This window comes from Candidatus Melainabacteria bacterium (assembly GCA_003963305.1).
Classification (GTDB): Bacteria; Cyanobacteriota; Vampirovibrionia; order Obscuribacterales; family Obscuribacteraceae; genus PALSA-1081.
Genome location: RXJR01000024.1, coordinates 252430 through 275338 on the forward strand (window position 1 = coordinate 252430; position 22909 = coordinate 275338).

General features: G+C 51.2%; 19 protein-coding genes. 6 read left to right on the plus strand and 13 right to left on the minus strand.

The window, feature by feature from the left end; all coding sequences use genetic code 11:
• Positions 1–70 precede the first annotated feature (70 nt).
• The 7 genes from EKK48_23865 to EKK48_23895 all read right to left on the minus strand — a co-directional run bounded on the left by EKK48_23865 (position 71) and on the right by EKK48_23895 (position 9123).
• The gene (locus EKK48_23865) at positions 71–1618 is read right to left on the minus strand and encodes a TolC family protein (protein RTL37724.1); all 1548 of its coding nucleotides are present in this window, start codon (positions 1616–1618) and stop codon (positions 71–73) included.
• The gene (locus tag EKK48_23870; GenBank protein ID RTL37725.1) at positions 1615–3111 is read right to left on the minus strand and encodes a TolC family protein; all 1497 of its coding nucleotides are present in this window, start codon (positions 3109–3111) and stop codon (positions 1615–1617) included. Before EKK48_23870 ends, EKK48_23865 begins: the two co-directional genes overlap by 4 nt.
• A complete protein-coding gene (locus EKK48_23875) occupies positions 3066–4424 on the minus strand; it encodes a TolC family protein (protein RTL37726.1) in 1359 nt (452 codons plus the stop codon). The genes EKK48_23870 and EKK48_23875 overlap by 46 nt, the downstream gene beginning before the upstream one ends.
• Positions 4408–5259, minus strand: coding sequence for a hypothetical protein (locus EKK48_23880; GenBank protein ID RTL37727.1), 852 nt, complete (start codon positions 5257–5259; stop codon positions 4408–4410). The genes EKK48_23875 and EKK48_23880 overlap by 17 nt, the downstream gene beginning before the upstream one ends.
• A 117-nt stretch (positions 5260–5376) precedes the next feature.
• A complete protein-coding gene (locus EKK48_23885; GenBank protein ID RTL37728.1) occupies positions 5377–6996 on the minus strand; it encodes a LytR family transcriptional regulator in 1620 nt (539 codons plus the stop codon).
• Positions 6997–7377: 381 nt separating this feature from the next.
• Positions 7378–8655, minus strand: a complete 1278-nt coding sequence (locus tag EKK48_23890; protein RTL37729.1) for a tetratricopeptide repeat protein — start codon at positions 8653–8655, stop codon at positions 7378–7380.
• A 42-nt stretch (positions 8656–8697) separates the two neighbouring features.
• Positions 8698–9123, minus strand: a complete 426-nt coding sequence (locus EKK48_23895) for a PaaI family thioesterase (protein RTL37730.1) — start codon at positions 9121–9123, stop codon at positions 8698–8700.
• 158 nt (positions 9124–9281) lie between these two features.
• On the opposite strand from EKK48_23895, the gene EKK48_23900 reads away from it, so the two are divergent.
• The 3 genes from EKK48_23900 (at position 9282) to EKK48_23910 (ending at position 11203) form a co-directional block, all read left to right on the plus strand.
• Positions 9282–10085 (plus strand): hypothetical protein, encoded by an 804-nt coding sequence (locus EKK48_23900; protein ID RTL37731.1) that lies wholly within the window; start codon positions 9282–9284, stop codon positions 10083–10085.
• A gap of 158 nt (positions 10086–10243) precedes the next feature.
• Positions 10244–10894, plus strand: a complete 651-nt coding sequence (locus tag EKK48_23905; protein ID RTL37732.1) for a response regulator transcription factor — start codon at positions 10244–10246, stop codon at positions 10892–10894.
• Between the two features lie 15 nt (positions 10895–10909).
• Complete coding sequence (locus tag EKK48_23910; protein RTL37733.1) at positions 10910–11203, plus strand: RNA-binding S4 domain-containing protein; 294 nt, start codon at positions 10910–10912, stop codon at positions 11201–11203.
• A gap of 17 nt (positions 11204–11220) precedes the next feature.
• On the opposite strand, the gene EKK48_23915 is transcribed toward EKK48_23910, so the two are convergent.
• On the minus strand, positions 11221–12447 hold the full coding sequence (locus EKK48_23915) for a hypothetical protein (GenBank protein ID RTL37734.1): 1227 nt from the start codon (positions 12445–12447) through the stop codon (positions 11221–11223).
• A 237-nt stretch (positions 12448–12684) separates the two neighbouring features.
• On the opposite strand from EKK48_23915, the gene EKK48_23920 reads away from it, so the two are divergent.
• Complete coding sequence (locus EKK48_23920) at positions 12685–13089, plus strand: hypothetical protein (protein RTL37735.1); 405 nt, start codon at positions 12685–12687, stop codon at positions 13087–13089.
• 16 nt (positions 13090–13105) lie between these two features.
• Here the strand turns inward: EKK48_23920 and EKK48_23925 are convergent, their stop codons facing one another.
• The 3 genes from EKK48_23925 to EKK48_23935 form a co-directional block, all read right to left on the minus strand.
• The gene (locus EKK48_23925) at positions 13106–14056 is read right to left on the minus strand and encodes a hypothetical protein (GenBank protein ID RTL37736.1); all 951 of its coding nucleotides are present in this window, start codon (positions 14054–14056) and stop codon (positions 13106–13108) included.
• 115 nt (positions 14057–14171) lie between these two features.
• Positions 14172–15182, minus strand: coding sequence for an RNA polymerase sigma factor RpoD (rpoD, locus tag EKK48_23930; protein RTL37761.1), 1011 nt, complete (start codon positions 15180–15182; stop codon positions 14172–14174).
• 130 nt (positions 15183–15312) lie between these two features.
• A complete protein-coding gene (locus EKK48_23935; GenBank protein RTL37737.1) occupies positions 15313–17220 on the minus strand; it encodes a DNA primase in 1908 nt (635 codons plus the stop codon).
• 205 nt (positions 17221–17425) lie between these two features.
• On the opposite strand from EKK48_23935, the gene hydA reads away from it, so the two are divergent.
• Both hydA and murQ read left to right on the plus strand, forming a co-directional pair.
• Positions 17426–18838, plus strand: coding sequence for a dihydropyrimidinase (gene hydA, locus EKK48_23940; protein ID RTL37738.1), 1413 nt, complete (start codon positions 17426–17428; stop codon positions 18836–18838).
• Between the two features lie 88 nt (positions 18839–18926).
• Positions 18927–19847, plus strand: a complete 921-nt coding sequence (gene murQ, locus EKK48_23945; GenBank protein ID RTL37739.1) for an N-acetylmuramic acid 6-phosphate etherase — start codon at positions 18927–18929, stop codon at positions 19845–19847.
• Between the two features lie 96 nt (positions 19848–19943).
• Here murQ and EKK48_23950 read toward each other — a convergent pair whose 3' ends face one another.
• A complete protein-coding gene (locus tag EKK48_23950) occupies positions 19944–21080 on the minus strand; it encodes a hypothetical protein (GenBank protein RTL37740.1) in 1137 nt (378 codons plus the stop codon).
• A 100-nt stretch (positions 21081–21180) separates the two neighbouring features.
• Entirely contained in the window at positions 21181–22866 is a 1686-nt protein-coding gene (locus EKK48_23955; GenBank protein ID RTL37741.1) for a hypothetical protein, read from the minus strand.
• Positions 22867–22909: the final 43 nt, after the last annotated feature.

Sequence of the window (22909 nt, forward strand, 5' to 3'; positions counted from 1 at the left end):
GCCCCTATTATCTGATTAGCAACCGGATGGATCAATTCAATGGGCTTAAGAATGCAGCCATTAAACCCTTCTAATTCTGCAACGGAACTCCTACGTCACGCTCCAGATCAGCCCAGGAATTTTGGTATGAAACTATGGTGTCGAAAAAACTAGACAACGCCTGCTGAGATTGCTGTTGCGCCACAATAGCCGTTCCCAAATCGACGGCGCCAGCTCTATAAGACTCCAATGACGAACGAGCAAGAGCTTCGGCGGTGGGAATCAGCTTCTCTTTAAGAAGCGTCAAATTGGCGCGACTGGTTTTCACGGCATTGTAGTCAGCAACGATTCCAGCTGCGGTTTGAGACTTCAGCAGTTCAACTTGCAAATCTGACTGCCTGATCGTATCAGCGGCTTGCCGAATCTCGCCTTGATGTTGATAAAAAACAGGAGCTTCCGTCGACATGGTAAAAAACGCACCTTCGCCGAAATAGTTAGAAGCGCTGGAAAGCCCAGCTGGCTGGTTCTTAGCGAAAGCGGCGAAAGTAAAACCAGAGCCCAGAAAAACATCAGGAATTCGTTCAGCTCTCGACAGAGTTAAGGACTTTCGACTCAAAGTGGCGCGCTCTTGAGCAACCTTCAAATCGGGCTTCGCCGTCATAGCCAGCTGGATCAGATCACCAACAGGAGGAAGTGCAAGCTGCGGCGCCGGTACATTCCTGGTCGCTCTGGTGGTCGATTCGAACAATCCTGTGTCGTCGACATCGAAGATCTCAACACGTTCAGGCTTCACCCCCAGCAAGAGAGAGAGATTCGTAGATGCCTGCTGCAAACGCCCCTGCACCTGATTCAGCAGAGGATCGAATTGATCGACATTCAGGGCAGCCTGTAAAACATCAGTGTCCTCAGGTGCGTCTCCCGCTCTCGATTTAGCGATCTCCAGAAGCTCAGATGCAGCCTTTCTCTGCCTCTGAATCAACAAATCGTAAGCCTCTGCTGCGGCCAGTTCACAGTATGCACGACGGACACGGTTATGCACGTCGAAACGTAATGCTGCCATCTGAGCTTCAGAGATTTTGGCGGTCTGCCTGGCAACTGCAAGTTTCTTCGAGCGCTTCCCAGCGGTCTGAATTTGCTCAGTAAGGAACGCCTGCTGCGTCTGCCCGGTGAAAAGATATTCGAAAGAATCTCCAAATCCGGTCTGCACCTGAAGTTGTGGATTTGGTACAGCACCAGCGATTTTTACACCAGCTCGAGCAATTGCCGAATTATATTTGGCAACGGCGATGTCCTTGTTGTGCTGGTCTGCGATATTAAAACAAGCGGCAAGGTTATAAGTTTTGCTCACTGGAATGCGTTTGACCATCGTCGGATCATCGGCAGCACCAGAAGAAACTGCACCGGATCCTGCACCTGCTACGGCACTTGCACCCGCACCTGTACTGGTACTGGCACTTGTACTGGCACTTGTACTGGCACTTGTACTGGCACTTATGCTTGCACTTACATTCGCATTCGCAGACTCGGATGCAACCGATGGGAACACAGGAAGCACAAGAAAGGTGCAAACGAGCAGTGGCAGACGAACCCAGGCGAGATTTCGCCGCCATTCTTCGATTCGACTATGAAAGCTCGTCATAGTTTCAATGGGACTCCCACTGCCTTCTCGAGATCAGCCCAGGCATTTTGATAAGCAACAACGCTATTGAAATATGCAGCCCGCACTTGCTGATATTGATGCTGGGCGAGAATGGTCGTTCCGAAATCCGCAGTGCCGCTTTTGAATGCCTGCTGCGACAACTTCGCCACGCGGAAAGATTCAGGAAGCAAATCAGCCTGGAACTTCTCGATGCTTCGGCGAGCGAACAGCAAGTTCTCATATGATGCCACTATATCGTTGGCGATCTGAGCTCTCTGCGCATCGTTCTGCTTTAGTTGATGCTCCCAATTTATTTTCGCTTGTTCGATCTGCCCTTGATACTGATAGTAGAGAGGTGTCTCTTCAGAGAGCGTCAGAAGAAAAGCAGGCTGCTGCGGCACGCGATCGAGCGGATCACCGGAGAACCTGGACCCTGACGGATCGAAGTCTTGCAATTGCTGACGGTTATAGGCGGAGAAGAGAAAATTGGCCCCGATCTGCGGATCTGGAATGCGCTGTGTTTTCGCCAACGTCAGGGCTTTCCGATTACTGTACGCTTGCTGAATTGCCGCCCTCAAATCATTGCGAGAGAACCAGGCAGAAGGGAGCAGCTTTTCCAATTCGGGCAAGCCGCGCTCCGGTGCAGGCACAATTTTGTCCTTCGCCGCCGAAAGAGCGAAGATATCATTATCTGCAATATCGAGAACTTCTTCGGTGCGCGGCGTTTCGCCCATCAACAGTTTCAGTTGGGCAGAATCTTGAACCAGCCTGCTTTTAGCAGCGTTGGCTTGTAATTCGAACTGCATAACTATGAGCTGCGCCTGCAATACTTTTGCCGAGTGCGGATCATTTCCATTGTCGGCGACCTTCACCAGATCATTTGCAATCTTTCTCTGAAAACGAACCAGTCGTTCGAATGATGTAGACGCCGCAAGATTGGCATAAGCACGGCGAACACGATTATGAATATCAAATCGGGTCGCCTCCAACTGCAATGCGGTTTGGAAATAATTAGCTGATGCGACATTAGCCTTTTTCGTGCGACGCCCGGCGACTTGAATCTCCTCGGTTAGTCCGACTTGTTGGTTATTGCCCGCAACGATGTAATCCCAGGACGGTCCCCATCCATAGGTCATGTTGTATATCGGATTGGGAATCGCCTTTGCAATGACGATAGATGCCTGCGCTACTGAAAGCTTTGAGGCCGCAATCTGAATTTCTTTGTTGTTCGCATCAGCGCGATCAAAACATTCCTGCAAAGTAAGTTTATGATGCGCACCGTAGCTGACACCACTATCGGGCGACTGGCGGGGCGCGGGTTCAGCCGTCAAAGTGCGCGGATATGCACCCTCAGCAGGAAAATCCTCTGAAGCACGGGCGGAGCCATGACAGCAAACGAGCACGAAAGTAAGGGAAATTGCCAGCCGGCTGAGAAGAATCTTCGGTGTCATAGCTTCAACGAAACACCCATCGCCCTTTCCAGATCGGCCCATGCTGTTTGATAATTCAATACAGCATCGAAATACGCCGAAAGGATCTGCTGGTATTGCTGCTTAGCTATGATCGCTCCAGACAAATCAGACTTCCCATCTTCATAGTTACGGCGAGCCAGCCGAGCCACTTTTGCTGCCGCAGGCAATAAATCTCTCTGGTATTTTTTGATTGTTGCTCGCGTCACTGAGACCGCTTCATAGGCAGAAACCACATCTGCTGCAACTTGATATTGAAGCTGCTCAACCTGCTCCTGGTCTTGCAAATACACTTCCTTAGCCTGAGATGTTTCCCCCTGATGCTGATAGAAGATAGGAACTTCAAAAGAGGCATTGATGTAACACCCCGGAGAATTCGGCACCCTGCCAGGGAAAAGGTTATACGGCTGGGTCTTTCTAAAAGTAGTGAACTGATATCCCATATCTAAATACAAATCCGGAATGCGCTGAGAACGAGCCAGTGAGAGCCCGCGGCGATCGGCAAATTTCTGCTGAATAGTCGCCTTCAGATCAAGCCGAGATTCCTGCGCGGCGGGCAGTAGCTCATCCAGAGACGGCAACGGCTGCTCCGGAGACGGCACCAGTTCGGTTTGCCTGGTCGAAAGCTTGAACAGTCCATTATCATCAACATCTATTACTTCAACTGCAGCAGGCACCTCTCCAATAATCAAAGACAAAGCAGCTGAGGCAACCTGCAATCGTGCTTGCGCCTGGAATCGTTGCGTATCGAACTGCAGAACACCAAGCTGTGCCTGAAACAAATCTGACTGAGTAACCTTTCCCTCAGCCAGACGCTTCTCGGTTGTCCTTAGAAGTTCAACAGCCACTTTGCGTTCAGACTCTATTAATTCAGCGAAAGCTTCAGCGGCAGCCAGTTCCGCATAGGCTCGGCGCACCCGATTGTGAATATCGAACATGGTTGCAGCGTATTGCAATTCTGAAACATGATAACTGGCACGAGCAAATTCAATCGACTTGGTGCGCGTTCCTGCTGTTCTGATTTGATGCTGCAAACCAATCTGCTGCGGATTACCGGCGATTATGACTTGAAATGCGGGTCCCCATCCATACTGGAAATTGAATCGGGGGTTCGGCAGCGCACCCGCGATTTTGATTGCGGAGCGAGCCAGGTCGACATTTGTCTTGGCTGCAATTGCCTCTTTATTGAAAGACACAGCTCTGTCAAAAGAAGCGCTCAGAGACAGGGTTCTAGATGGGGTGGCAGGCACATCCTGGGCAGATGCAGGAATGGATAGTAAAAAAATCAAAGAAGAATTGATCGCCGTAAGCCACAGACAGCTATGGCATTTGCTCATTGTCTTTCACCCAAGAATCAGTGCCTTCGAGCTCGCTTTCCGGGATCTTATGCGGAGTCACCGCTGGCATGGTTGCAGCACCAGATTCGGTGACACCGCTTTTTTGGTCAACGGGTCTACGCAGGGCTGCAGGCGCTGAAATGGCGCTCGCGTACCCCTGTCGCAGAGACGGATCGAGATTGTCATCACTCTTTCCGAAAAACATAGGCACCCCGGCATTATCCATGACATGCCAGAGGAAGCGAAAAGGCGCAGCTGCGGCAGATTTTGCAGAAGATGTCGGTGGCGATGCTGCACTGGAATCTGTTTTACCAGGATGTGCTATCGGCGCAGCCGGTGAAACCGGAATAGCCCCTGCTTGAGATGGCTGCGGAGTTATCTGGAAGAAAGACTGGACACTGCCTGTGCCATGCTCGTCAGTCTTGGATGCAGAGCCTGACAGACCTCGCAGTTGCAAGTTAGCATCTGAATTCGCAGGAGTTGCATTCGCGTCAGTATTTGCAGCAGACGAGCCAGCATCTGGATTGACTGCGCCGCCGCTCAGCGTCTCCTGCAACTCTCGCATCTGAGTGGCGCCATTCAAAACCTGGTCAGATGTTCCCGATTTTTTCTGATCAAAAAATATTGTGCCGGGCGTCGAGGGAATGACGATTGTCGGTTTAACAACACTTTTGTGCAGGGATGTAGGGGCATCAATGGGCTGCACAGGCTGAAACTGCTGGAGCTTGCGTCTGGGCCCAGTGGTCGAAGAAAAAATTCCGCCCGTGCCCGCTTCGCATTTTTCAGCACAAAGCAAAACGGTAATGGCTAACAGAATGACATGTTTCACTCGCACTGGTCGAACACCCACATAATCCAAGCATCGAGCAAGACCATGCTCTAGCATAATCTCTATAATATCCATTTGCCGAAAAAGCCGCCGAGGCTCGCATTAATTGCGTCTGATCTGGTTCTACTCAGGCGATTTATCAGGATCTGGTGTGGTCGTTGGTGTCGGTGTTGGTGCAGGTGTCGTCACTGGCTGAGGCGCAACCGCGGGCGTTTGCGATGGAGCGGAATAAGGCGTATAGGGCTTCGACGGCGTATCGACAGATTGCCTTGCTTCGACGGCATCGTTAGTTTTAGACGGTGCAGTTTCTACCGGTTCAGAGACAGGTCCGCGTTCGTGTGGCACGTCAAAGGTCTGACTGTCTTCAATCGGCACAGGTGAAAGATCCGTGGTCTCCAGATCTGCAGTGTTCATCGCATTGCGCTTGTTGTGCCTGGTATGCGAATGGGCAACAGTTGTCATCAACGATTGCGGACGCGGTGGCGGTGGCAAATATGGTGCATCCTCACTGGACATTGAAATTTTGTCCAGGTTGATATCGTCGAATGCTACCAGCGTAATGGATGTCGTGAGATTGCCGATCGATGCATTCATGATTTGACCGATGTCGCCAAGATCCTTTTGCAGCATCTTCGCATCGGCAATGCTGCCGTTTTGAGCGATGATTCTTGACTTGGTGTAAACAGGCGAACGGTCGTCTTTACCCAGATTGCAGACATATCCGAGCTTACGAAGAGCTTGTGCTACCTTCCAACCAAACTGCGGGTCAGTGGTGGCATTCTGAACACAGATAGAGAGATTTTTTCTGCTGACCGGCACCTCTATATCGGGGTTGGCCAAACGGGCAGCAACGTTCTTTGCCTCATAGCCTGTAACCCAGTCACCGTTGGGCGAGAACTCACCTGGTAACATAACGAATCTGATGTTCTCTTTGGGAACGCCATGGGCAAAATTCAGTGCCTCAATCAGTTGCATCTGAGTCATATCAGTATCGATATTCTTCTGCGCAATTCCGAGCAAAGCTGGAACGTGCACCCACGAGCGGGGATCGAGCATCTTCCGACTGACGGCATGCAAGAACATCTGTTGTCTCTGTACGCGCCCAATATCACCGAGTTCATCATGACGGAATCGGACGAAGCCCATCGCCTGATTTCCAGTGAGTGTATGAACGCCAGGCTCCAGGTCAATCTTGAGCTTCGCAGTCCAGTCCATGTACGCCATTTTTTTTGGCACTTCTACGGTGATACCACCCAGCTCATTCACCAGATGGGTGAGAGCCTGAATATTCATCACCACATAGTGATCGATAGGAACGCCGAGAAGCTGCGTGACAGCCGTTTTTGCATACTCCGGTCCGCCGATTGCGTTGGCAGAATTGATCTTCTGCACACCATACTTGCCGATGGCGGCTTCAGTATCTCTCGGAATATGCAGAACGGAAACCTTGTTGTTGGGCGGGTTCAAGAAAACCAGCATCATCGTGTCAGACCGACCGTTCAACGCCACTTTGTCTGCGTGCAAATGCCGGCCGGAGCCGTCGTAGACCACGTCGGTGCCCATAAACAAAATCGTCTCAGGTTGCGTGATGGTGGCAATCGAAACCCCCGGCACCTGAATTTTGGGCATGTTCGAGAAGTTGATATGCCGCCCGTTTGTATTGATCGGACCTGACGGCGATAAAACCAGCCACGCAATGATGGCAAGCAGTCCGACAATCACCACCCAGCCTACTTTTCTCAAATCAATTCTCTATCGCTGTGACTAATGAACTCTAGCTGCATGCCTTATTCCGCTCTGGTGATCTCCGCAAGCAGCCGCTGTAAGAGAACATCGTCCCTGAAACTGCGAATTCCCTAATAGAGTGTAACCGGTGACTGGCGTCAGCCGCCACTGTATCGAGTCCGCAAAACCAGCTGATTATCCTGTGAAGTGCCATCCCAGGTCAATTTTAAGGTTAATGAGTGTATTTTTTGTTTTCCCCCAAAAACGTTTGATTGAACGCAAACCGCCATAGAATCAAGCTTTACGGCTCTCACAACCGAGACACGAGATGCTTGTCAACCGCGAGTCTAAGAGGACCTTAAGTCGAGCCTGAGGGAAGGACCAAGCATTAGCGCGATGTCACCGAGAATCAGGAATAATCGGCGCCGCTCGTTTTTCTACAGGAGCAAAGTCTTGAGAACGATTTGTGTCGGCCGGCTGTGAATCTGCGGGAGGTCGATTGTTTGTTGCGTCGCCGCCCGGCATGTTTGTAACCGGCATCGTTGTTCCGCCAATTGAAGCAGGCTGACTGGTAGGCTGGGCGAGTTCTATCTGCGGATGACGTGTCATCACTATCCAACCGACAAAGCTAGGCACAACGACCGCTGCAAACACGATAAAAGCGATAAGAAGGTAATTCTTAGGTGCGGGTCTTTCATCCTCATAGTCTTCATCGTCGTCTTCGTCATAGTCATCGTCGTACTCGTCGTCGTCATGACTAACATCATCACGAGCAGCTTCCTTTTCAAAATCAGGTGAAGGCTTCGCCGCAGATTTGAGTACGGTATCGGCAGCGGTGGCAGAATCGCTATCGAACTTAGAGGTAACCGTTCCTGGATCAAGCGGAGGCGCAGATTGTTGAATAGACAGACGTGGAGCCGGATCAGGAGCTAGAGTCGGATTCGGATCAGGAGTCCGCGTCGGACTCGGAGCCGGAGCCGGAGTCAGAGCCGGAGCCGGAGTCAGAGCTGGAGCCGGAGCCCGCGTCGGATTCGGAGTCGGAGCCTGAGGCGGAGTCGGAGCCTGAGGCGGCGTCGGAGCCAGCGCCGGAGCCAGGGTCGGAGTAGGGGTAGGGGTAGCTTTGATCTGCCATGCCTGTTGCACAGTTTTCTTGCCAGTGTATTTTTTCCTGTACTCCTTAGCCCTCTGGTCAACTTCAGAGGCGACACGAGGCTGATTCATGTACTTGCGCAAAAGAATCGCATAGCTCTCCATCATGCTTCCAATCAGAGGAAAACCAGCCGGCAACCACTGCTCCCCAAGCGAGATTGCTTCTTCGTAGGTCCGCGCCGCTTCGTCAAAGCGCTCCAACTGCTCCTGACTCTTCGCGATCTTAAATGAAATGGCAATCGTATCGGCATGATGAATACTGAGCATGCGACTGCGCAGACCATGCAATCGACTGTATGTGCTCAAGGACTGAGCAAACTTCTCGCGGGCAAAATAGATGTCACCCAATCGCAGCAAGCAGGCATCTATATCTGGATGCGCCTCCGCATAGGTGCGAAGCAACATTGCCAACGACCGCTCGTACATTGGCTCGGCTTCTGCAATTCGCCCCTTCCGAAACATACGCTCAGCAAGCACAAGTGACTCAGCCACCTGCCGCAATTCTCTTTCTGTATCTCCCGAAGGCATATCCCCTATCCTAGACGATTGGCAACGCTGCACATTACCCACTTAACGTTTATGATGCGGTCCCGTCTTCTTCAAATCAACCATCAGGTGCGTACTCCGCATCAAAGCTGCGATCTGATTGTCGGCAGTGCTGACGGTGGTTTCGACAACCGTCATGCGCCCTTTGCGAATTACTTTCGCTTCAGCCCGCAATGGACCAACTGGATCGTTGGTGAGCAAGTTCACACTCAACTGTACTGAGTAGGGAAATTTCTTATCGGTGTCATGAGCGTCTTGCATTGGGCCGCCATGGATAGCAGCAGATGCCACCTCATCAGCGAGCGTAACGATGGCACCGGCATGGAAAACTCGAGTTGGCTGCATGACCATCTCAGTCAGGGGCAACTCACCGAGAGCATAACCATCACGAACTTCTATCATCTCGCCGCCCAGGGCGCTGAGCATATTCCACTTGTATTTAGTCGTCACACCGGGTCTCCCATATGGCTACAGAATCAACAGCGCACATAATAGCGGCATTGAAAAATATTTTTTGCACTTTCGGAATCAAATGTCGGGTCTCGTCGTCTATCGAAACAGGCGAGTTTGCCGAAGAGCACTGACCGACGTTATTAAGGCAGGACACAATGAATTTGAAGCCTCTTTTGCCAGCGGCAGCGCTGCTGGTGTTGATTATGCCTGGCAAAGCAATGAGCCACGACCACCACGATTTCGATGATGCGAACAACGGCGCAGTAGCGCAAGCAGGCTCACTTACTCCTTTCAGCAGTGTCGATGGTCGGCAGTACCTGAATGGCTCCGTCGATCAGTCCATTAACGGATTCGATCCACAGAGCTCATATCTCGGCGCCAATCAGTATGGGAATTACGGAGGTTCGGGCAACTATCCTTATGCATCCGGCACTTTCGCCAACAACAATGGCAATGGCCAGTTCGGTCGAGCCCACGTTCACAAACACAGCGGTTGCAACAGCCAGCGCAGCCAGATGGAAAACGCCATGCGCAATAACGGTACTTACGGCAATGCTTATGCCAACCCGGCGTATAGCAATGCAATGAGCAACATCAACAATCCGGCCATTAATCCTTTTGCGAACCCAGCCAATAGTCAGTATCCGATGAACAATCCCTATGCGCTGAACAATCCATACGCGGCAAACCCATACGCCATGCCCGGTTCACCATACGGAAACCCCAACGCCTCAGCATACAATGGCGTCCCCTACGCCAATCCTTACGCCTACCCGAACGGGAACGGCTACAACAACATCAATAATGGCTTTATCAACAACGCTACCAGTGCGAACAATTTGAGTCGACTCGGCAGCGTTCTAAGTGGCAGTGGACTCGGCAGCCTGGGCTCTTATGTCCAGAACGGCAGCTTGAACGGTGGGAGTTTAAGCAGTCTGCGTGGCTTATTGGGAATCTGATTGAGTTGGGCAGATTCATTCAAGCGGGGCGCTCTCGGGCGCCCTCCACTTTTTTGAGCGCAAAGAAAAAGACATTTCGGAACAGTGGCATTAAATATGCGTCCATATTGCCATTGCCGTAATAGGATTGATATGTTCCTCTGTGACGTCGAGAAACGATGAAAGAAATCGGGTCGATCGAAATATTTTTTGTGGAAGATAACGAGGTAATTCGGTATTGCCTTCGCAACTTCCTGAAGAAAATTCCCGATTTCACCCTGGTCGGTGAAGCGCCTGATGGCGAAAGCGCGCTTGAAGCGATTAAGCGGCTGAAGCCGTCCATAGCACTGGTCGACATCGGGCTGCCGGGGCTAAGCGGTATCGAAGTGACCAAGGCAATTAAGAAGTTCGATCCTGAGTTACGTGTGCTGATTCTCACCGCCAGCGATAACCAGAACGATATTTTCGACTCTCTGGATGCAGGAGCCGATGGTTACGTACTCAAAGGCGAATTCTCAGTCAACCTGGAAATGGCGATTCGCAGTGTCAAAGTCGGCTCCGTGTGGCTCGACCCGGGCATCGCCCGACAAGTTTTGCAAATGACCCAGCGGCAATTGACGCCCACAGTGGAACGGGCTCTGCAACCCATTGCCCACCTCTCAAAACAAGAAGAAGACGTTCTGCATGGTGTGGCCACTAGCAACTGTAAAGACGGCGTCTGCCTCGTTGATCCAACTTTTTTACGGAAGCTGAAGCGCTTCTCGCAGACGGGAAATCACCCAGCCGTCGAACCACCGCGCAAATCGACACTTTCTTCCAGCGAAGGATAGCAGAAGGAGTTTGGTTTGCGTTTAGATAAATGGCTAAAGGTATCACGCTTGATCAAGCGTCGGACTGTTGCACAGATGGCGTGCGACCAGGGTCGCGTCTTTGTGGATGACCGCCCCGCAAAATCTGCAAACGAGGTCAAGGTTGGCAGCAAAATTCACCTGGAGCTCGGTTCACGCGCTCTCACGGTGCAGGTTGCAGCTGTCCCTCCGGGCGCAGTGCCGGCCCAGGACGCGTCGACTCTCTACGAGATTTTAGAGGAAATTCGGCGCCCTCCGGAAGTTTTAGATTGGCTTCCAGACGAAGAATAGCGCCTTCCGGGACCGGGTTAATGAACCTGTTCTTGACCAGCCACTCGCGCCTTTTCCACATTGCGATGCGCTATCGCAGTTGACGCCACATCTGGTGCGACAAGATCAGCCAGCTTATTCACCAGCTTGACCGAGCCATGTCCGGTCAGATGAACAGTATCGATAAAATCATTGTCCGTGAAAGATTTCGTGTCGAAAAGATCGACAACCTGAGCGTGATACTTCGCTGCGTGCCTGGCAATATCGGCTTTATACAACTGATAGAAATTCGGCATCATAGCGCTCAGATTATCCTGACGCAAAGGCATATTGACCAGAATTACCTTCACCCCCCGCTCTTCTGCGAACCGCAAGAAATAGTCGAGGAAGTAGAGTTGAGCGTTGTAGATTTTTGGACGAAACGGTTGATAGCAGAATCTGTAGCACTGCAAATTATCGTTTTTCTCGATGAAAGCAGGATCCTCCGGTGCCACAGGAAGATTCTCTGCGTAGTCGAAAGCACTCGATTTGATACCGATTGCCATTGGAGGAATTATTTTCTTTGACTGAACGTTGGTTTCGACAATTGGCACCACGACACTTCGATAGTTCCGCTCAAACGTAGTCGCCAACTCATATTTACAGTTATAGATGGAGGAGATTTTGTTGCACAGATCCGTGAACCAAAAACTGATCCGGTCTATTGTCGACAAACGCGCATGCGGAGCCAATTCGCCAAGCTCACTGGTGTGGCTCATAAGCTCGAATTGCTCCGTTGTGTACGGCGCCTGCAAAAGATTGTCGAGAAGGTCTCGTGGCGCAATAGTGTAGATGATTGTGGATGGTGTCTTGTCACGAAGCAGTCCATTAGCCACAACTGCCACATCTGACGCATGCATGCCGGCCAGATTAAAGGCAAAAGTCTTTATCGGCACGCCAGTGCGCGCTTGCACGCCATCTTCCAACTGCCGAGAACGATTATGCTTGGTGGCGTTAATCGGGCTTTTCAGGTAGGTAGCATCACCTTCGTTGACGATGCGCGTCAGAAGCGACGAACCGAACATGACCACATCAGGAGTGTAAGGCAGTTCCTTATAGCCCTTTACTTGCCACCAGGTCCAACGATGGTTAGCGGCGTTAAAACGGTCGAAGTTGCCGCTGTCGAGCACGGCCCTGAAACCGATATCTGCGCACGCGAACAAAGACAGCGCGACAATTGCGCTGCTCCTGAACCAATTTGCAGACTGCTTTCTTAAGGTAATCAAAGTCCTCTATCCCCGCTGCACACGGTACCACAGCTACTTGGAAATTACCTTTGTAAACCCATCAGCCGGTTTACAAGAAGTGGTCTACTGAGGCTTTCGCGCGGCTCAGCGGGAGATAAAACCTCTTTAAAACAAGCGCAATCATAAACAGGACTGGGTTCGACAAATTGGAAACTGCGAATTTTGGTATGCTCAGAATGGAGTCTCGCCATCTCATTACTAGAAAAGTGAGGCATCATGTCAGAAACTGTGGATGACACTCAAAAAGTCAAACCCAAAACGTCACGTTCATCACGCTGGTCGACCAGTGGCGAAGCGCTTCAACACATCGCAAAAGCATTTTCCAATACGAAATTGAAAGTGCGCACTGCAGACAAGGTAACACTCGGTTTATTGCTGGCATCAACCGTAATGGCTGTTGTAGTCGTGTTGTTTCCGCAGTTTGCCTACACTACGGCGCTTCTATGCGACATATTTTTTGCGCTCACGATTATATTCTTCATCACGCAAAGACTGGGCATAGTCACAACTTTCAACGATAAACAAACCGTCTTCGCAACCGAACTGATGTTTGGCTTTCTCATTGCAGGCATTTTCATCGTCATTAATCTGACAGTGTTCGTCATGCAGAATTTCAGATAGCGTTGAATAGCGCGGATTAAATACCGATCTGGTCGCCAGTGCTCATGATCAGTGTGTTGCGCGATCTGACTCCGTTGACTATCACTTTCAGTGGTTGATTGTAGCCCCACGTGCCGTTGTTGAAACCCGTTGGCACACGAAAGACAATCTGAGTAGGCGTAACCGAATCGACTGGCGCACGCAGTTGACCCATGTAGACCGCAACGTTTGCCGGGTTAGTACCGAAGTTTTCTCCCGTTATCGTAACCGGAGCGTTCAGCCAGGCCCAGGTAGCGCTTAAGCTTTTCAGATAGGGCACGCCATTGATAGTGATCGGCAATTTCCCTGCATCCAGACCAGCACCACTGACGGTGACTGAGCCCGGTCCGTTCCCTGCTGTTTCTGGAACTTTGACGACGATTTGTGTCGAAGTTGCAGATACGACCTGTGCTTGTTTGCCGTTGATAGAAACCTGGTTGTCGGCGGGGTCAGCACATAAATTTGTTCCGTTGATGGCAAGCGTACTGCCCGCGCCGACGGCTTCAGGTGACACGCTTGTTATGAGCGGTTTGGGTGTTGTCAGCCTCCATCCAAAAGTCGCGCCCTTCGGTCCCTGAGCTGTGATCAAGATTTGATTCCCGCCCCAGCCAAGATCTCCAGTAACGTTCGTTGTGAATGATTTCTCTTTGCCGAAAGCTTGCTCTGTGACATACGGCAAGCTCGAAGATGAGATCCTTAGAGTCTTGAATGACGGTGCAGTGGCATCGCCGTTGTAATAAGTCAGATACAACTGAAGCTTCTCCTGCCCCTTCTGCAAATCGATGGATTGAGATGTATTAATCCCCGCGGCAGATGTCGCAACAAGATTTGGTGATGATTCGGCAATGGTGATCTCTTCTGCATAGCTGGGTGCAGCACTGAGCAGTGCAACGCACGAAATCAGCAAACTTTTACGCATGACATGTCTCCTCGTTGGAATCACGCGCATTGTATCGCACTCCAGTAACGCTCGAGCATGATTGAAAATTCGCGTCTCGATATGTTGTTGGGATGTCCCAAATTGTGACTACTCGCCGTCTGTGTAAGTGAGCCTGTGTGCGCGCCTATTCCGGATCCATATATTCACGCAGACGGCGGCTTCTGTTGGGATGACGCAATTTCCGCAATGCCTTAGCTTCAATCTGCCGAATACGTTCTCTGGTCACACCAAACAACTGACCCACTTCTTCGAGAGTGCGTTGGCGGCCATCATCAAGACCGAATCTAAGCCGGAGAACATCCCGCTCACGCGGCGACAAACCTTCCATCACCTGAATGATGTCATCGCGAAGCAACTCTGCGGTGACTGAACTGGCGGGCGTACTGGTATCTTTGTCTTCGATAAAGTCGCCAAGTTTGCTGTCTTCTTCTTTACCGACAGGCGTTTCAAGCGAAACCGGTTCTTGCGCAACCTTAACTATGTCGCGCAACTTGCTGACTGTAATTTCCATGGCTGTAGCCAGTTCTTCCTCAGTTGGCTTGCGACCCTTCTCTTGCGCCAACTGACGGGTTATCTTCTTCAGTCTATTGATTGTCTCAACCATGTGCACAGGAATACGGATTGTTCGCGCCTGGTCAGCAATCGATCTGGTTATCGCCTGACGAATCCACCAGGTGGCATAAGTGCTGAATTTGTAGCCCCGCTCATGGTCGAATTTTTCAGCGCCACGAATCAGTCCGAGATTTCCTTCCTGAATCAAGTCGAGGAACAACATGCCGCGTCCAACATATTTTTTGGCAATAGACACTACTAACCGAAGGTTTGCCTGCACGAGTTTACGCTTGGCGATGGCACCATCGGCGCCACCAAGCTCGATGCGACGCGCCAATTCGATTTCTTGAGCAGCCGTCAACAATGGAATACGACCGATCTCTCGCAGGTACATACGCACAGGATCGTCTGAAGCTAAGCCTCTGGAAGCGGCTTCGGCAAACTGCTCTGGGTCGGAGTCATCGATTTTATCGTCGTCGAAACCACCCATAAAAACTGGATCATCATTGGTTTCCTCGCCGTCAGAGCTGCGACTGGCGCGGGTCGGCAACTCATCTTCGTCGTCGCCCTCATGAACGAGCATCTCTTCAAGCCCGGTCCGCTCACGCTCTTTGCCTGCTTCTTCAAGCTTGTCGAGCTTAGTGATGAAGGTATCTTCTTTGTCTTTACTCTTGGTCACGAAGCAGGTCTCCAGTGAGGAAAATCAGATTTTACTACGCTGCCATTGCAGCTTCGATATTTCGTTTGAACTCGTCCAGCTCTTCCAATGTCTCCAGTGTTGTCGTAGTGCGATTGAGCATATTCAATTTGCTAATTCTACTCTGCAATGCCAAAAGATCAGTGTCATTGTCGGCAGCGTTAAGCAGGGCTTTTAAATTGGCCAGAATCCTGTTCACCTTCTCCGATAGGAGCCGTTTCTTACATTGAAACAACAGCACATCGATCGGCATCTTCATTTTTCGAATTTCGTCGACACGTTCAATTACTTCGACAAAGGCAGCCGATGCCTCAATCTCCGGAGCAAGCCTATCCATCAGCTTGAACTGTAAGTCTTCGACAGTGTTGAAATCGGTGCCGACGCCCTCGATACACTCCTTGATAAATTGATTAACAGGAGTGAGGAAATATTCATTTTCCAGAGCCGCGGCTGTTCTGTCATAGTCTTCACGCGATGTGAAATAGAGCGCGAGCAGTTGCTGCTCTGCCTCGACGTGACCGACTTTGACCGGCCCGCGCTGGCTCGAACGCGGGCGAGACGGGGCATTGCCGGGATTGACGCCGATGCGATTATCTTTGCGGTATTGCGAAACGTCTGACAACAGCTCTTCTTCGCGAACCCCAACTTTCATCGACAGTTGGCGAATGTACTCTCCGCGCTCAACGCTATTCTTTATTTGAGCGAGAATAGGTATAACCTTGCGGGCCGCATCGATTTTACCGACGTGGCTGCCGATATCGCATTCGTCGAGAGCCTGATCTAACTGATAGTCGACCAGAAGCGGCGCGTTCTCGATTGCCTCAGCAAAGGCCTCAGGTCCACCTTCCGAGCGCAAACACTCATCTGGATCTTTAGCACCAGGAATTCTCAAAACACGCAATTCGAGCCCCACTCCATCGGCAACCTGCTGCAGCATATGTGCGCCTCTCTCGATGGCTGAAGCACCGGCGGCGTCGGCATCGAAAGCGAGATAAACGCGTTTTGATTCCGTATAACGCACAAGAGAACGTGCCTGAGCCTCAGACAGAGCGGTTCCGCAGGTGGCTACCGTGTTGGTAAAACCAAATTGATGGGGAGTGATTGCATCGAAGTATCCTTCCACAACGATGACAGCATCCCTGGCCTTGATTGACTCCTTAGCCAGGTTGAAAGCATAGAGCTGACGGTTCTTTACGTAAATCAGGCTTTCCGGAGAATTAACATATTTGGCGTCATCATTGCCCAGGGTTCTGCCACCAAATGCGATGACTTGCCCGCGATCGTCGCAAATCGGAATCATCAAACGATTGCGAAAGAGATCGTAGAAACTGTTTGTCTCGTGTTTGCGCCGAACGAGACCGGCTTCCTCGAGCGTCGCCGGAGCGACTTTGGTTGTACTGGTCAAATAGTTGAGCAAACCATCCCAGGTGGGTCCAGCGTAGCCTATTTTGAAGCGCTCGATGATGTCTTCAGGAATGCCGCGTTTGCTCAGGTAGTCGCGAGCGACCGCCCCCTGAGCCGGATCATGCAAAAGCCGTATGAAGTACTGACTGGCTTGCTGATAGAGCATCAGCATGTGTGTGCGCTTGTCGTATTCCTCTCGCTGTTCGGCTGTTTCGACAAGTTGAACGCCATATTTGTGAGCCAATTCCCTGACCGCTGAAGGGAAATCCATCCCTTTAATTTTCATGAGAAAGGCGTAAACGTCGCCCTTTGCATGGCAGCCGAAGCAATGGAAAAATCCCTTATCAGGCACGACCGAAAATGAAGCAGAACGCTCCTCATGGAAAGGACAGCGTCCCATGTAACTGGTGCCGCTCCGCTTCATCGTCACATGTTCAGAGACGACTTCGAGAATGTTGGCGCGACTCCGCACTTCGGCTATATCGTCGTGTGAAATAGTACTCAAGCACGCACTCCCCAACGAATCGCCAGGTCACTCTCTCACGCGAGCAGAGTTCGCTTACGACGGCAGCCCTGGAGGGGTGGTTCGCCCGACACCCCTGAGTTTTTATAGCACGATGCCAGCCGCCAACATTCCGGCTGAGAGGTTAATTTCCTAGATCTAAATATGCGTTTTCCGCTAATATGTCCATCGCTATTATCACCGCATGTCGAGGAGCAGGTTTATGAAAACCCTGATCAAAAATGGACGCATCATCACGGCTGTAGATGACTATTTCGGCGACATTTTGATTGAAGATGGCGTCATATCCGTAATCGGCAAGCAATTAGACATGGAAGCGGATCAGGTGATCGACGCAAAAGACCGCCTGGTCATTCCTGGCGGCATCGATGCACACACTCACATGGACATGCCTTTCGGCGGAACCACATCCGCAGACGATTTCCGGACCGGAACCCTGGCTGCTGCGCACGGCGGAACGACCACCATTATTGACTTCGCCATCCAGAACAAAGGCCAGTCTATTATCGAGGCGCTTGATACCTGGCATGAGAAAGCCCAGGGTAAAACTGCTATTGACTACGGTTTCCATATGATCGTGACAGATTTGCCTCACGAACGTTTAAAGGAAATCAAGCGCCTGATCAACGACGAGGGCGTCACCAGCTTCAAGATGTTTATGGCTTATCCAGGTGTCTTGCTCGTCGACGACGCGACCATCTTCCGCGGCATGAGCTACGCAGGTGAGCATGGCGGCTTGGTTTGCATGCATGCGGAAAATGGCGTAGTAATCGACGAAATCGTGCAGCGAGCGCTGGCAAAAGGTCACACAGCCCCCAAGTACCATGCTTTGACTAGACCGACTCTGGCGGAAGCGGAGGGCGTAAATCGCGCCATTGCTCTGGCTGAAATGGCTGAGTCGCCAGTCTACATCGTCCACTTGAGCTGCTTCGATGCCCTCAAGAAGGTGAAAGAAGCTCGCGATGAGGGCATTCCGGCATTCGCTGAAACTTGCCCGCAGTATCTGTTCCTTGACTATTCAGACTACGAGCGCGAAGGCTTTGAAGGCGCGAAATACGTTATGACACCAGCATTGCGTGAGAAGTGGAACCAGGACGAGCTCTGGAAAGGCATTCGCATGAATGATTTGCAGGTCATCTCGACAGACCACTGCCCCTTCTGCATGAAAGAGCAGAAAGAACTGGGCAAAGACAACTTCGCTAAAATCCCCAATGGAGCGCCTGGAGTCGAAACCCGGATGAGTCTGCTCTATAACGGCGGGGTTGCCGCCGGTCGCATCTCTTTAAATCGTTTTGTTGAGATAACTTCAACTGCGCCGGCAAAAATCTTTGGACTCTTCCCACGTAAGGGTACGATTGCGGTTGGCTCGGATGCCGACATCGTAATTTTCAATCCAAACAAGAAGATGACAATAAGCGCCAAGACACATCACATGAATGTAGATTACAATCCGTATGAAGGCAGAATCGTTCAGGGGGTAACCGAGACTGTTCTCTCGCGTGGCAAGGTGGTAATCGAAAACGAGAGATATGTAGGAAAAGCGGGTGACGGCAAGTTTTTGAAGCGATCGACAGTTCAGCTTCGTCATCGGGAAGTCCCGGCGGTAGTGCACTAAAGTTTGCAAATTGTTCACACAGTGCGCATTAAGATCAATCAGTGGGTAATTAGGAACAGGCGACAGCAGGGATCAAGGGGGCACCGAAATGGGCTTTACAAAAGAATTCAACAAAATGGTGACTGAGGAACGTAATGAAAAAACCATGGACCTGGACGTCCTCGACACCGTTGATCTCGTAGAGCGAATTCAAAACGAAGATTTTGAAATTGCCAAAGGTGTACAGCAAGTCATTCCTGATATTGCTAAGGCTGTCGATATCATCACCGAGAAATTAAAAGACGGCGGCAGATTGATCTACTTCGGAGCCGGAACAAGCGGACGGCTGGGCGTTCTCGATGCAACTGAGTGCCCGCCCACTTTCGGTGTGGAATCGTCAGTCGTGCAGGCTTACATCGCCGGCGGCAAAGACGCTATGTTCCGTTCTTTTGAAGACGCTGAAGACTCGAAAGAGATGGGCATCCAGGACGTGGTCAGTGCCCAGGTAAACGCACGAGATGTCGTCATCGGTATCACAGCGAGCGGCAGAACTCCTTACGTAATCGGAGCTCTGCAGAAATCAAAAGAGCTCGGCGCTGCAACAGTTGGAATCGTAAACAACTTCAACTGCGCTCTCACTCAAGATTGTGACGTCTTAATCGCTGCAGTAGTCGGACCGGAAGCCTTGACTGGCTCTACCCGCATGAAAGCAGGTACTGCACAAAAAATGGTGCTGAACCTGATCACTACTTGCACGATGGTTCGCCTGGGTAAAGTCTACGAGAACCTGATGATTGACTTGCGCCCAACCAACGAAAAGTTGAGAGAGCGTGCGGTATCAATCATCTCGATCCTGGGCGATGTGCCGCGCCATCTGGCGGAAGGAGCGCTCGTTGCATCGCACGACCGCGCCAAAACAGCTATCCTCATGGTCAAGAGAAAACTGGGACGAGCTCAAGCAGAGCAACTGATCACAAAGTGCGATGGTTCATTGCGCAAAGCTCTGGTAGCCGATCTCAACGGCAACTAAGCCAAGGAGCGCACGCGTCCTCGCGCATGGAGCGCACGCGTCCCCGCGTGCATGGACCGCACGCGTCCCGCGTGCACAACCCATCACTCTGTGATGCTATAGCCTATCGCCAGCTTCGCCAGTGTGCGCCTTGATCCCATGTTCGGCCTGATAAGCCCTTATTTTGGGGAGTGCCTGTCGAGCTGCGATTTCGCCTGACTTAATAGCTGCGGCCATCTCATCGCGATTGAACGAACTCATCTTCATATAAGCGACCTTAGGCTCAATGATGATGTCCGCCTTGTCAACTGCTTTGTTTTCAATTTCCGAAAGAAGAATGCTGGTGATGCGATCACCGTAATCCATCATGGTGTCGTACTCTTTCTGGTCCACCTTCTCGAGATAAGCCTGCAAACGCACCGCCACCACAGCCGGTGCGCCTTCAGCTTCGGCAATTTCAGTTGGAAGATTGGCTCGCACACCGCCATCAACCAGTGTCTGCTCGCCGACTTTGACCGGTCTAAAAAATCCAGGCGCTGAATTGCTGGCACGAATAGCATCTGCAATGCTGCCTTTACTCAACCAGACCGCTCGCGTGGTCGTCAGATCAACAGCCGCACACGAGAATGGTATCGGCATCTGCTCTATGTTTGTCAATCCAGGCGGAAGGTGCTTAGCAACAAACTTAGAGAGCGATCTGCCGCTGTACAATCCAATTTGAGGATGAATGAGGACAGCGCGCGCCAGAAAGTAAGGACCAAAATAGGTAGCCGATTGCAGTTTTCGATTACTCGGGAAATATGCCTTTTTGAGCTCGCCTGACAGCGCCAGGCGCTCAATTTCGGCAACAGGCACGCCAGCTGCATACAGCCCACCAATCATCGCACCGATGCTGTTTCCCGCGACAAAGTCCGGCTTTATCCCTTCTGCATCCAGAACTTTGAGCACGCCTATGTGAGCGGCGCCTCGCGCACCACCTCCGGCAAGCGTCAACGCGAATCCACTTCTATGCTTGATGGGATTGAGCGACGCCCCCGAAGCATTCTCTTGAGTGGCAGAAGTAGCAGAAGACGGCGCAACGGTATCCTCAGGCGTCTGCTTAACAGCCTTACCATTCGGTATAGCCTTGCTGTCTGGCACAGCGAGATTGGCATCTGCTGCGTAAACTTGCGGTGCCTGAGACGTTAATACCCCCGCCTGAACCGTTAACATTCCCGCCATGGCTACGGCGCGACTGATCCAAAGATTTTTCACCTTCCACCTCTCGCTTATGTGCTGCAGAGGAGACGGCCGTAATACGGAATAGTTGCAAAACCGAGCGGCGATTTCTCGAATAATTTCGAACGGGTCAGGATTAAGACGCTTTCCTCACCTCCTGTTCAACTTGTGCCGCGTCTGAGTATCCCAGCTGAATCAACTCGTTATCGTGCGGATCGTCACCGTAAGTACCTGCCCCTGTCCAGGGAAGACGAGCACCCCGCGGACCTATGCCTGGCGCTCCCCACTCGATGCGTGATGTGCCTTGTTTGATCTGAGCAGCACCAGCTTCCTGCTGCAATACATAGCTCGGAAAACCCACCTCATGACCCATAACTCCAAACAACCAATTACCGTAGTCTTCGTATTCGGGGCGCCCGAGTTGGTCTTTTACAATCAGCTCCTGATTCTGGTCAGTTATAGTGCGAGTCGCTGGCGACTTCACATCCCAGACGCCACCATAATTCACTTTCTCATAGAAAAGCTTACCGTTATCGCTCCAGCTGCCCAGCGTGTCGAAAGAATAGACACGGTTCTTGTCGCACTGGTCCAGCATTTCCTTGAGCTGAATGTCGCGAGGAGTTTTCTGAATTGCTTTGGGAGCATCTTCCAGTTCTCGCGTATCAGCTAATCCTGAAACATCGCCAACCTGAGTTCCATCCTGGTCTACCCAATAGAGCAACTCGTCACGTCCAATCTCTTGATGATACTGTTGCACTTGTCCATCAGGTCCAGTCTTCTTTATGTAGTGACTTGCGACACCATCTGCCATTGTCGCTTCAACAAGCGTGCCGTCGGGATAACGAATTACTTTATCGACAAATTTCATATCACCGGTCTGACTCGTCAATTTTGATTGAATTTCGACGCCATCTTTGCTGCGAAAAGTCCTGAAACTGCCGTCTCCATTGCTTGTTACGACAGCACCATCTACTCGCACGCGGCGGCAACAATCAGCCTCGCCAGGACAATCTTCATTTCGAACCATGACATTGCCAGTTCGATTCGCCGTTATCGTGAACCGCCCTGGAATCGCCTCACCATTGGGGCCAACGGCGTGATACACAGGAACAACGGTTAACGGTGATTGAGAATCAGCGCCATCGTTCTTTGTCTCCCTTTTTATAGTGTCGGTCGAGAGGGTATAGGTAATTTTCTGATCGTCGGTATATCTCTGTAGCTTGTTGTCGATGACGTAGAGTTCGCGCACAGTCCCATTCGCGTCATGCGTAGTAATCCACTCCTCGTTGCCTGCGGCTTTGCGCATGGTCTGACCATTCGATGGCGGGTAGGTAGTGGTCTCGACACCATTGGCGGTGAGCACAACCACATTCTTCGTGTAGAGATCTGTCATCTGAACAGAATTAGCGCTTGAATCAAAATTTAGAAGGACACCTTCTCGCTGCATTTTATTATTCGAACTCTTCCAAACCCCCTGGGGATTACCGGGCTCGGAATTGATGAATTCTTCGTTCTCGAAACTACGATAGCGGACAGGCTGGTTCTGCTCATTGAATTCAATTTCAGAACCGGCCCCGTTCGCAGCTGACCAGTGCAATACCCGATTGCCATTTTCCTTCAGCTCTTCAAATGAGCTGGAAGATGCATCATCAATCGTAAGAGCTGGCAGATCAACACTTGGCTTTAGTGATTTTTCGGCAAGTTTACGAGTGCTTCCATTCTTCCGGCGCTCCCTCTCCACCTCCAGTTGCGCAACGTCTGAGGTCGACTTGTCAGCTTCACTCCGGATGTTTTTTTCAAGCTTCTGATGACTGTGGTACATAGGTCGTCTCCGCTGTTAATGACGACAAACGTAATACCTACTT

What these genes read in the sequence shown, in the direction of transcription:
- EKK48_23865 (RTL37724.1), bottom strand. Translation starts at nt 1,618, where the DNA reads ATGACGAGCTTTCATAGTCGAATCGAAGAATGGCGGCGAAATCTCGCC.
- EKK48_23870 (RTL37725.1), bottom strand. Translation starts at nt 3,111, where the DNA reads ATGGGCCGATCTGGAAAGGGCGATGGGTGTTTCGTTGAAGCTATGACA.
- EKK48_23875 (RTL37726.1), bottom strand. Translation starts at nt 4,424, where the DNA reads ATGAGCAAATGCCATAGCTGTCTGTGGCTTACGGCGATCAATTCTTCT.
- EKK48_23890 (RTL37729.1), bottom strand. Translation starts at nt 8,655, where the DNA reads ATGCCTTCGGGAGATACAGAAAGAGAATTGCGGCAGGTGGCTGAGTCA.
- EKK48_23900 (RTL37731.1), top strand. Translation starts at nt 9,282, where the DNA reads ATGAATTTGAAGCCTCTTTTGCCAGCGGCAGCGCTGCTGGTGTTGATT.
- EKK48_23905 (RTL37732.1), top strand. Translation starts at nt 10,244, where the DNA reads ATGAAAGAAATCGGGTCGATCGAAATATTTTTTGTGGAAGATAACGAG.
- EKK48_23920 (RTL37735.1), top strand. Translation starts at nt 12,685, where the DNA reads ATGTCAGAAACTGTGGATGACACTCAAAAAGTCAAACCCAAAACGTCA.
- EKK48_23925 (RTL37736.1), bottom strand. Translation starts at nt 14,056, where the DNA reads ATGCGCGTGATTCCAACGAGGAGACATGTCATGCGTAAAAGTTTGCTG.
- rpoD (RTL37761.1), bottom strand. Translation starts at nt 15,182, where the DNA reads ATGCTCGTTCATGAGGGCGACGACGAAGATGAGTTGCCGACCCGCGCC.
- hydA (RTL37738.1), top strand. Translation starts at nt 17,426, where the DNA reads ATGAAAACCCTGATCAAAAATGGACGCATCATCACGGCTGTAGATGAC.
- murQ (RTL37739.1), top strand. Translation starts at nt 18,927, where the DNA reads ATGGGCTTTACAAAAGAATTCAACAAAATGGTGACTGAGGAACGTAAT.
- EKK48_23955 (RTL37741.1), bottom strand. Translation starts at nt 22,866, where the DNA reads ATGTACCACAGTCATCAGAAGCTTGAAAAAAACATCCGGAGTGAAGCT.